Source organism: Streptomonospora nanhaiensis (assembly GCF_026642255.1).
In the GTDB taxonomy this organism is placed as follows: Bacteria; Actinomycetota; Actinomycetes; order Streptosporangiales; family Streptosporangiaceae; genus Nocardiopsis; species Nocardiopsis tropica.
In genome coordinates, this window is record NZ_CP113264.1 from 3,957,450 (window position 1) to 3,970,130 (window position 12,681).

Annotated in this window: 15 protein-coding genes and 1 pseudogene; 3 read left to right on the forward strand and 13 right to left on the reverse strand. The window is 70.9% G+C overall.

The annotated features are described in order from the left end of the window. The first annotated feature begins 105 nt into the window (after positions 1-105). Positions 106-876 carry a hypothetical protein gene (locus OUQ99_RS17180; RefSeq protein WP_267944774.1) on the forward strand — a complete coding sequence of 257 codons (771 nt, stop codon included), beginning with the start codon at positions 106-108 and terminating at the stop codon, positions 874-876. Between the two features lie 79 nt (positions 877-955). After that, on the forward strand, positions 956-1,363 hold the full coding sequence (locus tag OUQ99_RS17185; RefSeq protein WP_267944775.1) for an Imm32 family immunity protein: 408 nt from the start codon (positions 956-958) through the stop codon (positions 1,361-1,363). Here OUQ99_RS17185 and OUQ99_RS17190 read toward each other — a convergent pair. Beyond that, positions 1,357-1,482 carry a hypothetical protein gene (locus OUQ99_RS17190; protein ID WP_267944776.1) on the reverse strand — a complete coding sequence of 42 codons (126 nt, stop codon included), beginning with the start codon at positions 1,480-1,482 and terminating at the stop codon, positions 1,357-1,359. The two genes, OUQ99_RS17185 and OUQ99_RS17190, sit on opposite strands and share 7 nt — an antisense overlap. Positions 1,483-2,015: 533 nt before the next feature. Here OUQ99_RS17190 and OUQ99_RS17195 point away from each other — a divergent pair. Then, the gene (locus tag OUQ99_RS17195; protein WP_267944777.1) at positions 2,016-2,273 is read left to right on the forward strand and encodes a hypothetical protein; all 258 of its coding nucleotides are present in this window, start codon (positions 2,016-2,018) and stop codon (positions 2,271-2,273) included. 282 nt (positions 2,274-2,555) lie between these two features. Here the strand turns inward: OUQ99_RS17195 and OUQ99_RS17200 are convergent, their stop codons facing one another. From OUQ99_RS17200 to OUQ99_RS17255, 12 genes and pseudogenes are all read right to left on the reverse strand, one after another. Next, positions 2,556-3,071, reverse strand: a complete 516-nt coding sequence (locus tag OUQ99_RS17200; protein ID WP_267944778.1) for an NUDIX domain-containing protein — start codon at positions 3,069-3,071, stop codon at positions 2,556-2,558. A gap of 608 nt (positions 3,072-3,679) precedes the next feature. Next, positions 3,680-4,055 (reverse strand): annotated as a pseudogene (locus OUQ99_RS31600) (helix-turn-helix domain-containing protein); the annotation flags it as partial. Positions 4,056-4,194: 139 nt separating this feature from the next. Beyond that, the gene (locus tag OUQ99_RS17210) at positions 4,195-4,920 is read right to left on the reverse strand and encodes a GIDE domain-containing protein (protein WP_267944779.1); all 726 of its coding nucleotides are present in this window, start codon (positions 4,918-4,920) and stop codon (positions 4,195-4,197) included. A 54-nt stretch (positions 4,921-4,974) separates the two neighbouring features. Then, positions 4,975-5,328, reverse strand: a complete 354-nt coding sequence (gene mnhG, locus OUQ99_RS17215; protein ID WP_267944780.1) for a monovalent cation/H(+) antiporter subunit G — start codon at positions 5,326-5,328, stop codon at positions 4,975-4,977. Then, the gene (locus tag OUQ99_RS17220) at positions 5,325-5,582 is read right to left on the reverse strand and encodes a monovalent cation/H+ antiporter complex subunit F (protein ID WP_267944781.1); all 258 of its coding nucleotides are present in this window, start codon (positions 5,580-5,582) and stop codon (positions 5,325-5,327) included. The genes mnhG and OUQ99_RS17220 overlap by 4 nt, the downstream gene beginning before the upstream one ends. After that, positions 5,579-5,959 carry a Na+/H+ antiporter subunit E gene (locus OUQ99_RS17225; RefSeq protein ID WP_267944782.1) on the reverse strand — a complete coding sequence of 127 codons (381 nt, stop codon included), beginning with the start codon at positions 5,957-5,959 and terminating at the stop codon, positions 5,579-5,581. The genes OUQ99_RS17220 and OUQ99_RS17225 overlap by 4 nt, the downstream gene beginning before the upstream one ends. After that, a complete protein-coding gene (locus OUQ99_RS17230) occupies positions 5,956-7,494 on the reverse strand; it encodes a monovalent cation/H+ antiporter subunit D family protein (RefSeq protein ID WP_267944783.1) in 1,539 nt (512 codons plus the stop codon). The genes OUQ99_RS17225 and OUQ99_RS17230 overlap by 4 nt, the downstream gene beginning before the upstream one ends. Continuing rightward, positions 7,491-7,799: a sodium:proton antiporter gene (locus OUQ99_RS17235; RefSeq protein ID WP_267944784.1), complete on the reverse strand. Its 309-nt coding sequence runs from the start codon at positions 7,797-7,799 to the stop codon at positions 7,491-7,493. Before OUQ99_RS17235 ends, OUQ99_RS17230 begins: the two co-directional genes overlap by 4 nt. Beyond that, positions 7,796-10,621 carry a DUF4040 family protein gene (locus OUQ99_RS17240; RefSeq protein ID WP_267944785.1) on the reverse strand — a complete coding sequence of 942 codons (2,826 nt, stop codon included), beginning with the start codon at positions 10,619-10,621 and terminating at the stop codon, positions 7,796-7,798. The genes OUQ99_RS17235 and OUQ99_RS17240 overlap by 4 nt, the downstream gene beginning before the upstream one ends. Before the next feature lie 271 nt (positions 10,622-10,892). Next, entirely contained in the window at positions 10,893-11,021 is a 129-nt protein-coding gene (locus tag OUQ99_RS17245; RefSeq protein WP_267944786.1) for a hypothetical protein, read from the reverse strand. Positions 11,022-11,555: 534 nt separating this feature from the next. After that, a complete protein-coding gene (locus tag OUQ99_RS17250; protein ID WP_267944787.1) occupies positions 11,556-12,047 on the reverse strand; it encodes an SRPBCC family protein in 492 nt (163 codons plus the stop codon). Positions 12,048-12,246: 199 nt separating this feature from the next. Then, complete coding sequence (locus OUQ99_RS17255; RefSeq protein ID WP_267944788.1) at positions 12,247-12,675, reverse strand: hypothetical protein; 429 nt, start codon at positions 12,673-12,675, stop codon at positions 12,247-12,249. Positions 12,676-12,681: the final 6 nt, after the last annotated feature.

A 12,681-nucleotide genomic window follows, 5' to 3' on the forward strand; every position in this document is an offset into this window, starting at 1 on the left:
GCCGCGTGGCACGGGAGGCGGACCACGTCTGCCGGAGGCCTCCGGGAAGAACGGTTGAGTGCGCGTACTCATGCCGCCGCGGGCCCCGGCCCCCACGATGGACCCATGACCTTCCGGCAGAAGCACACCCCCCTCTCCCCCGTCCTCGCCACGGCCCTCGGCGCCGTGGCCGTCATGGTCGCCACCACCGCGTGCGGAACCGCCCAGGCGGTGGAGCCCAGCTCCTCCTCGGAGGAGGCACTCCCCGAACTGAACCCGGACGGCAGCGCGCCCTCCGAGCGCATGTCCCTGGAGGAGGCCGCACCGTTCCTGGAGGCCCAGGGCTACTTCCCCGCCGAGGGCGACCTCAGCGGCTACGAGATCGGATACCTGCCCGACGCCGTGGAGGGCACCCCCTACGACCACGACGTCAACGCCTGGATGTCCCGGCAGCAGCAAGGGCAGGAGGAGGTCGTCCTGCCCGACGCCGAGGAGGTCGAGCGGTCCTGGCTGCCCGACACCGTGGACGTGGACCACCTCGTCGACGACGACGGCCGGGTCCTTCCCGAGCGCGAGGTGTTCGCCCCCTCCGACGTGTACGTCACGATCCGCCGGCACGCGGACTTCACGGACGTGGACGCCTACCTGGAGCCTGATACCGAGGGCGGCATCCCCCTCGAGGAAGCCCTGCCCGGAGGCGGCGTCCGGGAGCTCCCGGACGGCACCGGCCACTACAACGGGGCCGGGGCGCTCTTCTCCCCCGAACCCGGCGTGGTGATCGAGGTCTCCTACATGGACGACACCGTCATGGACGAGCTCCTGGAGGGCCCCGACGGCGCCGTGGAGGGCCACCCCGAGGAGGTCCTGCTCATCGTGGAGGGCATCGGGCCCGTCTAGACGAGTAGATCCGAAGTGCCCGATGGCGTTCACCGGCCGGCAGGCATCATGGGAGTCCGACCTCGAGGGAGTGCTGCCAGTGATACTCAGCCGTGACACCGTGTGCGACGAAGTGGATCTCACGGCGTCGGCGGAAGAGCTGAACCGTCTGGCAGATGCGGTCGCCGAGGGCGAGGAGCTGCTCGGCTCCACGGCGCCGACCGCTGACGCCCTGGCGGGGGTCGAGGTCAAGAAGACTCCCGGCCCCGGGGTCCTCATCCACCTTGATTCCGAGCGGCAGATCCTGGTGATCAGCGGCGACGCCGCGGGGAGGGCGGTGCTCGCGGACAATGTGCGCGACATGGCCTCCGCCGAGGACGGAGGTCACCTCCACATCGACTACTACCCCGGGCACTTCTACCTCGCGGAAGGGTCTGTGCCGTTGGTGGTCAACAGTCCGCACGGAGGCATGCCGACCCGGTGGAGCGGGGGCCGCCGCGATCAGTGATCGCAGGCGACCAGCGACCTGGTGACCGGTGCGCCGATCTTGTCGTGGTGCCAGATGCCGGCCGCCATCGCCAGGACGCGCCGGGCAACCTGGACGGCGACGCCCCCCGAAAGGCGCAAGCTCCGAGCGGAGTCGCTTGCCGCAGCCCGCCGGCTGCGGCAGATACGGGAACATGCTCCACAGGTGCTCGTTCGCGTAGCCCAGCCGGCGAGCCTCGGAGCGGAAGCCGGGCAAAGCCTGTTCCACCGCCAGACAGAAGGGGTCGGAGTCACTGAACGGCGGTGGCCTGCCGAGGCATCGGGTTCCCCCGATCTCGTCGTCGATCCCCACCTACAGTGCGGTCAAGAGGGTGCTCAGGTCTGTCGTCACACACGGACCATGGACACCCTCGCCCCTTTGACGGGCCCGAACTTCGGATCTACTCGTCCAGGCACGGTTCTCCCGGAGGCCCTGCCGGGGACGGTCGGCCTGTCGGCGGCTTCGGGGGGACGCCGGCGCAGGCCGGGTGCCCGGCGCGGTTTCTCGTACGGACGCCTCCGGGCCCCGAACAGTCGGTCGAGGACCGAGCCACCGGGGGCTCAGCGCTGGCGACGGTTCCGGGAAACCTGCCGTGCGCGGAGGACCCTGTCGCCCTCTCCGGGAGACACCACACATGTTCCTCCGCCTGTTCGACCAGTCCGAGGCGGACGCACCCGTGGTGCGCGGGTGCCCGTTCGTCGACGCCGCGGCGGATCAGTGGTGCGACCAGGTGCTCAGCGACGCCACGACACGGATCCTGCTCTTGGGTCCGGTTGGGAGCAGCAAGATCCACCACGCCTACGCCATGTTCAAGCGAATCCTGGACGCCGGACACCCGCCCGACGACATCAGCGTGCACAGTCTTCGGTTGCAGTGCCGGGGTCCGCAGTGATCGTTCGTGCGCTTGATGTGTCAGGGAGCTGAACGAGACAGGCCTTGAGAACCCGGGCCCTCTGCCAACGCGGGTGCGCAGCCAGGTGTTCGGCTGCCCGGTCAGCTCCGTGGGAGTTCGGGATCTTCCCACTCACGAGCCAGAACGACCAACGTGTACGGCGTCCAAGCGATCCCACACCATCTGCCGCAGACAGTTCTCCGCGAAATGAGGTCGTTCATGTCTCTCACCTCGGCAGGACGGCCGGTCGACAACGTCCGAAAGGTTCACTGCCAGTACCAGCTACCGATAGAGGATGGTTTTGTCCTCCAGCGCCCGCCGGGCCTGGCGGGTGCGTTCCCATACGTCCTCGCGGAGGAGCCGAGCCGCCTGTTCAAGCGTGTACCAGCCGATGGCACGTAGTTCTGGATCCCTCGGTCGCAACTCGCGCGCCACCCGTGAGGTGACCACTCCTCCGTCGAAGACGAACATGAGCAGGTCGTCCCACGGCCCGTGCGGGGCCACCCACTCCACACTCAACAGTTCCGCTATTTCGACAACCAGCCCCACCTCCTCATCCACTTCTCTCCGAGCCGCGTTGTGGGGTGACTCGTTGACTTCAGCCATGCCTCCGGGCAGGTCCCAGAACGGCTTGTAAACGGGATCGACCAAGAGCAGTCGGCCCTGTTCGTCGCGGATCAGGACCTTCGCGGCCACCCGTTTGCGGGCCTGGAATCGGTTCCCCTCAGCCAGTTGCTCACGCCACGCGCCCGGGTCACGTACATACAGAGGTTCCTCTGCCGCCTCATTCCCGCTCATGGTGCACTCCCTCCACCGCTGGGCGCGGTCGAGCCGCCCGAGCCCGGTTCTCGTCTACATCGAGCAACACCGTAGCGACCTCAGGAATACGACGGTACGGTCCGAGTTCTCTTGCCACGGTGCGGAGATGTGCCTCTGCCACCGCTGACCCCTTCACAGCTTCTGACACTGCGATCTGACCGGCCACTGATGCGGCTTCCTCGACCTGTCCCTGGCTGAGCAGAGCTCGCGCCAGCGTCAGGGAAGCCAGGGCTCGGGCGCGTACGCGTTCAGGTGAACGCAGACACAGCACATGGCGGGCGTGGTCGGCCGCCGCCGCGTGGTCCTTCAGATCGTGTAGTCCGCGGGCTGCTTCACTCGCCAAGGAAGCGAGGTCAAAGGGACTCGTCCACTGCGAACGAGGCGAGGTCGGTACCGAAAGGAGATGTTCAGCTTGCGCGAGGAAGCGGCGGGCGATTACTGCATCACCTCGCGCGGCATGGGCTCGGGTGAGCATGGCGAGCACTCGGCCTCGAAGGGCAGTGTCTTCTCTCCCGTCCAGGTGACGCCAGAGTCTCCGTCACGCCCGGAACGAGACACACACCCTTGCGGGCCAAGCGGTGGACGATGTGGCGGGGGTGCAGCAGGGTCCGCAGGGTCTCGCGGCCGATGCGCAGGCCCGGGCCAGGCCGGTGGGCCAGGTGGGCGGCGAGCTTGCGCAGCGACCAGCGGGTGAAGGGCCGGCCGAGCTTGGCCGGGCGGGTGGTGGCCGTCTGGATGACGAGGTCTTCCTCGTCGGGGGTGAGCAGGCGGGGACACCCCTCCCGCCCACTGAGGGCCCAGGCAGGCCAGCCCCTGGGTGTTGAAGGCGTGGATGACCTCGCGCACGGTCTTGTCGTCAGCGGCGACCAGGCGGGCGATGACCGGGACGGTGTTGCCGCTGGAGGAGGCCAGGATCATCATCGCCCGCCGGTAGCGCACGGTGTTGGTGCTGCCCCGGCAGACGTTGCTGGGGATCCAGAAGAACCGGGCCTGCGAACACGTGCCGGAACTGTCCGGCGGACGAGCCACGAGCCAGACCATGTAGCTGCTGACGGGTTGCTCTGCGGCTCGCCGTGGCTTCGGTTGCGAGAACAGGACCTTCTCAGGTGAGGGCGAGCCACACGAACCCCGCCAGCGACACCGCGAAGGCCAGGGCCGTGAAGAGGATCGTCATCCGCTGGGCGTCCCTGAACTCGGGCGCGGGGCGGGTGGAGACGAGCAGCGTGTCCTCGTCGGTGGAGCGGATCACGGTCCTGCCGTCCCTGCGCGCGACCGTCCCGTGCACCAGCAGCCGGGTCCCCGGGACGATGGCCCACTCCAGGAAGACGCGCCCGCTGTCGGGGGCGACGTGTTCGGCGTGCGGGGTCCCGCCACCGCCCCCTTCCCCCGGCTCGAAGGACTCGTGGGTGAGGGGCAGCCGGTCCCCCGCGGCGCGGTCCGGTTCGCACAGCACCGCGCCGGTCCGGTCGCGCAGGGCGAACGGGGTGCGGCTCTGCCTGGAGTAGAGCAGGGTGTGGCGGATCCTCTCGTGGTAGGTGTCGGGGTTGGGGCTGCGGTCCCACACCTCGATGCGGAACCACACGCAGGAGACCCCCGAGTACGGCGCGGTGAGCAGGCCGTCGGGGCCCGTCTCGGCGTTGCCGTCGACCGCGACCTCGTTCCCGGGCGCGGGCAGGTCGCGCAGGGGCGGGGCGTGCGCCTGCTCCAGGGTGCGCAGCCGGGTGTGGGCCCGGTGCGCGAGCCGGAGCAGCAGCCCGGTGACCGCCGTGGCCACGAGGGCGAGGACCTGCAGCGAGGTGCGGACCTCGCCCACCAGCATGTCGTCCATGAGTGTCCTCCCTCCCCCGCCCCGGCGGTGGGCCGCCGGGGCGGGGCGGTCCGGTCAGTCCTGTTCGCTGTGCGGCGCCCGGTCGGCCTCGGCGAGGGCGTCGCGCCGGGTGTGCGGGGCGGCGGGGGTGCCGGCCAGGTAGCCGGCGCGGGCCAGGGCGTTGCCTCCGACAGCCGCGGTGGCCAGCTGCACGAGCAGGGCCAGGCCGATCTTGACGGCGTTCTCCACGGTGGGGAACCACAGCAGGAGTCCGAGCAGGAGCAGCGGTGTGCCCAGCCCGGCCGCGATCGAGACCCCGTGCAGGCGGGCGTAGAAGTCGTCCAGGCGCACCAGGCCCCAGGCTCCGACGGCGAAGACGGCCGCGCCGGCCAGGACGCAGAGGAGGGCGAGTCCTTCGAGGGGGGTCATCGTTTGCCTCCGGAGACGAGTCGGGCCAGGGACAGGGCGGCGAGGAACCCGATGAGGGCGCACACCAGGACGAGGTCGACCACCGCGGCGGAGTCCAGGCGCAGGCCCAGGACGATGACGATGCCGACGAAGCCGAGGAAGACGATGTCGGATCCGGCGGCCCGGTCGGCCTGGTGGGGGCCGGTCAGGATCCGGTGGACGGCGGCCACCATGGCGGCTCCGAGGAGCAGCAGGGCGATGTCGAGCGGGTTCAACGGTGCTCCTCTCCCGCGGTGGTGCGCGGGTGCGTGTCCCGGGGTCGGGTGATGGCCAGCAGGTAGTCCTCCATCTGGCGGATGTCGTCGTGGAAGGCCTGTTCGTCGGCGGTGTACAGGCCGTGGACCCACAGCGTGGGCGGGTCCGTGCGCGTGGCCACGGTGACGGTGCCGGGGGTCAGGGAGACCATGTTGGCGATGGCGGTGATCTCCGTGTCGGTGCGGCAGCGCAGCGGCACCTCCAGGAAGGCGGGCGTCGCCGAGCTGCCGGGGGTGAGGATGTCCCGGGCGACCCGGAACGAGGAGGTCACCACCCGGGTTCCGTAGAAGAAGGGGAACCACGCGATGCGCGCGGCCCTGCGCAGCAGGCCGTTCATCGGTTCGTCACCGCCTCGACGTAGGCAGAGGTGTCCAGCAGGTGGGCGGCGGCCTGTGCGCTCAGGTCGAGCAGGACCTGGGCTCCCAGGCCGACGCACAGGGTGACCGCGGTCAGGGCCACGGCCGGCAGGACCAGTCCGGTCCTGATCCGGGCCGGGGCCCGGGTGGCGGCCGGAGCAGCGGTGGCGGTGCCGCCGGCGGCTTCGGGCGCCTGCCCCGGTCCGAGTTCCGGTGCGGGCCCGGCCCCGGGCGGTGGGCCCCAGAAGACCGAGCCCCAGATCTTGAGCATCGACATCAGCGTGATGAGGCTGACGGCGACGGCGATCGCGGCGACGGTCCACTGCCCGGCGTCCAGGGCCGCGGCGACCAGGGTCAGCTTGGCGACGAACCCGGAGAAGGGCGGCAGTCCGGCCAGGGACAGGGCCGCGCCCAGGAAGGCCAGGGCCAGCAGCGGTTGCCCGCGGGCCGCGCCGCGCAGCCGTTCGAGGTCCCCGGTGCCGTGGACGTGCTCGATCGCGCCGGTGGACAGGAACAGGGAGGCCTTGACCACCATGTGGTGGACGAGGTAGAAGATCCCGGCCATGAGGCCGAGCTCGGTGAACAGGGCGACGCCGAGCAGGATGTAGCCGATCTGGCTGACCATGTGGAAGACCAGGATCGAGCGGGTGGTGGTCTCGCCGACCGCGCCCAGGACGCCGACGGCCATGGTCGCGGTGAACACGACCAGGCCGATCCACAGCAGTGAGGCCTCGCCGTCGAAGACGAGGGCGTACAGGCGGTAGATCACGTAGATGGCGACCTTGGTGTGCAGGCCGGAGAACAGGGCGGTCACGGCCGGGGAGGGCGCGGTGTAGGTGCGCACCAGCCATCCGTGCACCGGGACGACGGCGGCCTTGACCATCATCGCCAGCAGGACCAGGCCCATGGCGACGGCGACCACGGGCGAGTCCTGGGCGGCGCCGGCGAGTTCGCCCAGGTGGACGGTCCCGGCGGTGCCGTACACCAGGGCGACGCCGGCGAGGAAGACGGTGGAGGTGAGCAGGTTGGCGGTGACGTAGGTGCGTCCGCCGCGCAGGCCGTGCAGGGTTCCGGCGATGGCCATCAGCCCGTAGGAGGGCAGCAGCATCACCTCGACGAAGACGAACAGGTTGAACAGGTCGGCGGTGAGCAGCGCCCCGTAGACGCCGGCCGAGAGCACCAGGACCAGCGGGGCGAAGAAGCGGCGTTCGGCCTCGCCGGTGGCGACGGCGAAGGCCGAGCACACCAGGACGAGCAGGGCCGTGGTGGTGCCCATCAGGGCGCTGAAGGTGTCGGCGACGAACGGGATGGCCACCCCGGCGGGCCACAGGCCCACCTGGTGGGCGTACACCTGTCCGTCCCGGGTGGCCGCGAGCAGGGCCAGTCCGGCGGCGAGCGCGCCGGCGCTGGTGCCCAGGAGCAGGAACCGGGCGAGCCGTCCGGTGGGCAGGACGGTCAGCAGGGCGGCGCCGAGCAGGGGCGCCGCGACCAGGAGCGGGAGGAGCACGGTGTTCATGAGGCGTCCTCGGTGTCGTCGCCCTTGCCGGTGGCGGCGAGGGTGAGCATGTAGATGGTGATGGAGAAGGCGATGACGATGGCGGTCAGGACGAACGCCTGCGGGAGCGGGTCGGCCAGGGCTTCCCCGCCTCCACCGGCGAGGAGGGGCGCCTCCCTTCGGGAGACACCGCCGGCGGACATCAGCAGGAGGTTGACGCCGTGGCTGAGCAGGACGAAGCCCAGGACGATGCGGACCATGCCGCGTTGCAGGACGAGGTAGACGGCTCCGGCGATCAGGACGCCGATGGTGATGGCCAGGGTCATCGGGTGCCTCCGGTGGCCGTGTCGTGTCGTTCGGGAACGGCGGTGCGTTCGGGCGCGGCGCCGGTGCGCGGCAGGCCCAGCTGGTTGAGGGCGGTCAGGATCACGCCGACCACGGCCAGGTAGACGCCGACGTCGAAGACGAGCGCGCTGGTGAAGTGGTAGTGGCCGCCCCACGGCAGCGGGATGTCCGCGTGCAGGGGCCGCAGGAAGGAGCCGTCGGCGAGGCCGAGCAGCCCGGAGGCCACGGCGGTGACCACCCCGGCGGCGATGAAGGCCGGGTAGGCCAGGCGGATGCGCGCCACGGAGGCGCTGGGCGCCACCAGGTAGGCCAGGGCGAAGGCCGAGCCGCCGACCAGTCCGCCGATGAACCCGCCTCCGGGCGCGTTGTGTCCGCGCAGGAGCAGGTAGGCGGACCAGATCAGGAGCAGCGGGATCAGCACGCGGGCGACGGTGCGCATGATGACGGTGTTGGCGTCGGCGTCCCGGACCGGGTTGGTGCGCGCCACCTCCGGTTGGGGCCCGCCGTTGGCGGTGAGCCCCGAGGAGTGCAGGACGGCGATGATGATGAGCCCGGCCACGCCCAGGACGGTGAGCTCGCCCAGGGTGTCCAGGGCCCGGTAGTCGACCAGGATGGTGTTGACGACGTTGGTGCCGCCGGTGTCGGCGGGCGCGTTCTCCAACAGGTGGGTGCTCACCGCCGAGGGTTCCCGGCGTCCGGTGAGCAGGTAGGCGCCCAGCCCCGCGGCCGTGCCGGCGGCGACGGCGATCAGCGCGGTGGCGGCGGTGCGCGAGGGTCGGGCGCGGTGGAACCGGGCCGGCAGCCGGCGCAGGACCAGGACGGCCACGACCACGGTCAGGATCTCCACCAGGAGCTGGGTGAGGGCCACGTCGACGGCGCCCAGGAACAGGAACCAGAGGGCGACGGCGAACCCCGCGACACCGGTCAGGGCCAGGGCCGCCAGCCGGGACCGGGTCACCACGGCGGTGAGCACCGAGACGGCCACGAGGGCGACCATCATCCAGTCGAGGGGCCGGGAGGTCCCGTCCGCCGGTGTCCCGTAGTCCGGGCCCAGGACGGCCACCGCGGCGGCGAACACGATGATCAGGACGAACGGCACGGCCAGGTGCCGGGCCGGTGCGTCGCTGCGGGTCGGGTCGCCGGTGCGCGCGCCCAGGGCGATGAGCCCGGCGTGGACGCGCTCAAAGACGCCCGTGCCCGTCACCGGGAGCCGCAGCCGGGAGGACGCGGGGTCCCGCACGGTGGCGCCCCAGGCCACGAGGGCTCCGAGGAGCAGGGCGGCCGCCGACATCGCCAGGGCAGGGTTGACGCCGTGCCACAGCGCCAGGTGCGCCTGCGCCTGTTCGCCTGTGGCGTCGGCCGCGGCGCGTTCGGCCATGGGGTTCAGCAGCGGCGCCGCCGGGCCCAGGGCCAGGCCGGCCAGTGCGGCTACGGCCGGGGCGGCCAGGAAGAGGGCGCCCGCCTCCCGGGGACGGTCCGGACCGGGGTGGCGCACCCGGGCTCCGCCGAAGGTCCCGTACACGAACCGGAAGGCGTAGGCGACGGTCAGCGCCGCGGCCAGGACCGCCGCGACGGCGGCGAGCGGGCCGAGCCAGGCGGGGCCGGGCGTGTGCAGCAGGGCCTCGAAGAGGTTCTCCTTGCTGACGAACCCCAGCAGGGGCGGCACCCCCGCCATGGACAGCGCGGCCAGCGCGCTGACCGTCGCGGTCACGGGCATGGCACGCCGGAGGCCGCCGAGTTCGCGCAGGTCCCGGGTTCCGGTCTGGTGGTCGACGACGCCGACCGCCATGAACAGCGTCGCCTTGAACAGGGCGTGGGCCAGGGTGTGGACGGCGGCGGCGATGAGCGCCTGGGTGGTGCCCACGCCGATGACGGCGATGAGGAAGCCGAGCTGGCTGACGGTGGAGTAGGCGGTCAGCTTCTTGAGGTCGTGGCTGCGCAGGGCGAGCGCTGCTCCCAAGAGGGCGGTGGCCAGGCCCGTGACGATCAGGGTGGTGCCCCACACGGCCGTGTCGGCGAAGGCCGGGGAGAACCGCATCGCCAGGTAGACGCCGGCCTTGACCATGGCGGCGGCGTGCAGGTAGGCGCTGACCGGGGTGCTGGCGGCCATGGCGTCGGGGAGCCAGTAGTGGAAGGGGAACTGGGCGGACTTGGTGAACACCGCGACGATGACCAGCACCGCGACCGCGGTGGTGAAGCCGGTGTCCTGGGTCCAGGACAGGTCGCCCAGGATGGTGCTGAGCCGGGTGGTGCCGGTGCGCACCCACAGCAGCACGACCGCCGCGAGCAGGGCGAGTCCGCCCAGTGCGGTGAGCAGGAAGGTGCGCACCGCGGGCCGGGACGCCGAGGGGCCCGACAGGCCGATCAGGTAGAAGGAGCAGATCGTGGTCAGCTCCCAGAAGACGAACAGCAGGACGATGTCGTCGGCCAGCACCAGCCCCGTCATCGCCAGGGCGAAGGCGCTCATCAGCACGTAGAAACCGGTGCGGCGCCCGGGCGGGAAGTAGCGGGCGGAGTAGGCCGTGACGAGCGCGCCCACGCCCAGGACCAGGACGCAGAACAGCCAGGCCAGGCCGTCCATGCGCAGGGACATCCCGATGCCCAGGGCGGGCATCCAGGGCAGGGAGGCCTCCAACGCCGGGCCCCCGTCCCAGAGGTCGGGGCCGCGGGCCAGGACGGCGGCGGTGAGCAGCGCGAGCACCGCGGCCAGGGGCCACCCGGTGGCACGGCCCAGCAGGCGGTCGAGCACGGGAACGGACAGTACGGTCACTGTGAGTACAGCAAGGAGGAGGAGCAGCGGCACGCCGCGTCCTTTCACGGTTCCTCGCCGGTCCCCGGGCATGCTGGCGCACACCGGGGGGCGGTCGTGCCCACGGGCACGGGACCACCGGCGATCAGGGAGCGAGGATGGTGTGGGGCACTCCGGGAGTGCCGCGCGCACGACCGGGACGGGGCAGGCCCGTCCTACCCGCTACGGGTGTGTGCTGCCCGGGTACGCCGAAGCGGCCCGTGCGCGCACGTGCGGCGGGAGAGGTCGTTGCGTGAAAGAGAGAGCCCTCTGGCGAGGGAACGGGTCAGCTGCGTCCGGGCGGGCAGGCGCTGAGCTCACCGTGGGCGTTGGTGCCCCACGAGGTGGAGTAGCCGTTGGTGCCCAGGGGGCGGGGGTTGCGGACCGAGATCTTGTAGCGCTCGGCGAAGCGCATCCGCCCGGTGGCTGCGAGAGAGGGCCGCGCGCAGAAGGGCGGCCGAGAGGAACGACGGCTCGGCGAGGACGACGTGAACGGGGAAGGCGACGACTGCACGGCCAACTCCCCTCCCGTCTTACGCAAAACCGACAACGGCACAGACCCTACCAGCTGCTGTTCCGTGAAAAGGGGCGGGGTGCCCCACGACACACCCGCGCCTCCGGAAGGACGCCCTGTCCGGCGAATCCGGTCCGTAGGGGTACCGGGGTCGGGCCTGCGGCGGCTCCACCGGGAGCCGAGGCGGAGTCGGTGAACTGTGGGAAGGCCGGGGAGGCGCTGCAGGATGCGGCTGGACGGATCGATGGCAGACGGGCACGCGAAGCTCCTGGCGGACCGGTCATGTGGTCGTGAATCCGTCTACCAGGAGCTTTCTTCATGTCCGCCGCCGGGGGCGCCGGCCCGACCACCCGTCGGCGTGGAGGGGGTCCAGCGGTCGGCCCGCCGTCGCCTCGGCCGTTCCGCACCCTGCGGGAGACGAACGCTGATCGTCGATCAGCCCTTCGCCTCGCGGACGTCCTTTCCCTGCTCGGCGAAGGCTTTGAAGTCCTGCATGTGCTGGTGCGACTGCTTGCGGAAGGCGCCGGGCATCAGGAGCCCCACCAGCCGCATCATCACACCGCTGAACCGGTACTCGTTCTCGCTCGCCCAGAGGGTCGTCTCCGGACCGGCTTCGGTCAGCCGGTCGCGCGCCGCGCTCCACATGCCCTCGCCGACGATCTCGCGGTCGAAGTGAACGACCTGCTCTTTCGGGATCCCGCGCAGGTTGGCCGGTTCCCGGCGCGTGACGGTCTCGGTGCACTCCATCTTCTGCTTTCCCGCCTGCATCACGACCCGCGAGGTGGTACCGACCTGCCCGTGCACCCCGCTCAGCGGCTCGTGCAGTACCAGGCCCCGCAGCCACTTCGACATGTGTGCCGGGTCCGCGAGCAGCTGTGCCACCCTCTCCCGCGGTAGGGCGACCTCGATCGAGACGGTGTACTTCATGACCGAGCGCTCCGGTTCCCGAGTGGTGTGGCATGCACGTGCAGCCTCACCTCATGGTATTCAGCCACGCCATGTGCCCGACGTGTGAACGGCTCCCCCGGTCCGCGTGGTCATGGCGTCTGCCGCCCTGTCAGAGAAGGACGAGGGCGCGCCGGGGCCGACGCGGGGCAGGGGAATCCAGCCGCTTCCAGGACACGCCCTAGCCCTGCGCCTGGGCGATCTTCTCCCTGAGCCAGTCGGAGAGCGCGTCGTCGTCCCGGGGGAACTTGCTCAGCTCGAAGACATAGCTGTCCGGCGACGGAGGAATCGGGTGGACCCCAAGCTCCCTGTCGTAATGGAATTCCGCCTTGAACTTCTCCGGACGGGTCACCAGAATCGACATGGCCAGCCATGTCCCCTTGCCCTCCTCGTACATCTCGCCCTTGAGGAACTTGGCCTTCTGGCTGACGGAATACGGGTGACGCTTCCTCTTTGTTTCTCCACTCTCGAAGGTCACGAGATTCTCGCTCGCCGCAGCACCCCCGATGTAGTCATACCTGTAATTCATCGAGGTCCAGCCGGCCGGGGCGGCCCCGACCAGCTCAAGGGCCATGTCGCGCACCAGCTCCTGCTGCTTGGCAAGATCCATCGAATT

Coding starts and splice junctions, on each gene's coding strand:
- OUQ99_RS17230 (WP_267944783.1), bottom strand. CDS start 7,494: ATGAACACCGTGCTCCTCCCGCTCCTGGTCGCGGCGCCCCTGCTCGGC.
- OUQ99_RS17245 (WP_267944786.1), bottom strand. CDS start 11,021: ATGCGCTTCGCCGAGCGCTACAAGATCTCGGTCCGCAACCCCCGCCCC.
- OUQ99_RS17225 (WP_267944782.1), bottom strand. CDS start 5,959: ATGAACGGCCTGCTGCGCAGGGCCGCGCGCATCGCGTGGTTCCCCTTC.
- OUQ99_RS17255 (WP_267944788.1), bottom strand. CDS start 12,675: ATGGATCTTGCCAAGCAGCAGGAGCTGGTGCGCGACATGGCCCTTGAG.
- OUQ99_RS17250 (WP_267944787.1), bottom strand. CDS start 12,047: ATGAAGTACACCGTCTCGATCGAGGTCGCCCTACCGCGGGAGAGGGTG.
- OUQ99_RS17195 (WP_267944777.1), top strand. CDS start 2,016: ATGTTCCTCCGCCTGTTCGACCAGTCCGAGGCGGACGCACCCGTGGTG.
- OUQ99_RS17210 (WP_267944779.1), bottom strand. CDS start 4,920: ATGGACGACATGCTGGTGGGCGAGGTCCGCACCTCGCTGCAGGTCCTC.
- OUQ99_RS17180 (WP_267944774.1), top strand. CDS start 106: ATGACCTTCCGGCAGAAGCACACCCCCCTCTCCCCCGTCCTCGCCACG.
- OUQ99_RS17200 (WP_267944778.1), bottom strand. CDS start 3,071: ATGAGCGGGAATGAGGCGGCAGAGGAACCTCTGTATGTACGTGACCCG.
- OUQ99_RS17235 (WP_267944784.1), bottom strand. CDS start 7,799: ATGACCCTGGCCATCACCATCGGCGTCCTGATCGCCGGAGCCGTCTAC.
- mnhG (WP_267944780.1), bottom strand. CDS start 5,328: ATGACCCCCCTCGAAGGACTCGCCCTCCTCTGCGTCCTGGCCGGCGCG.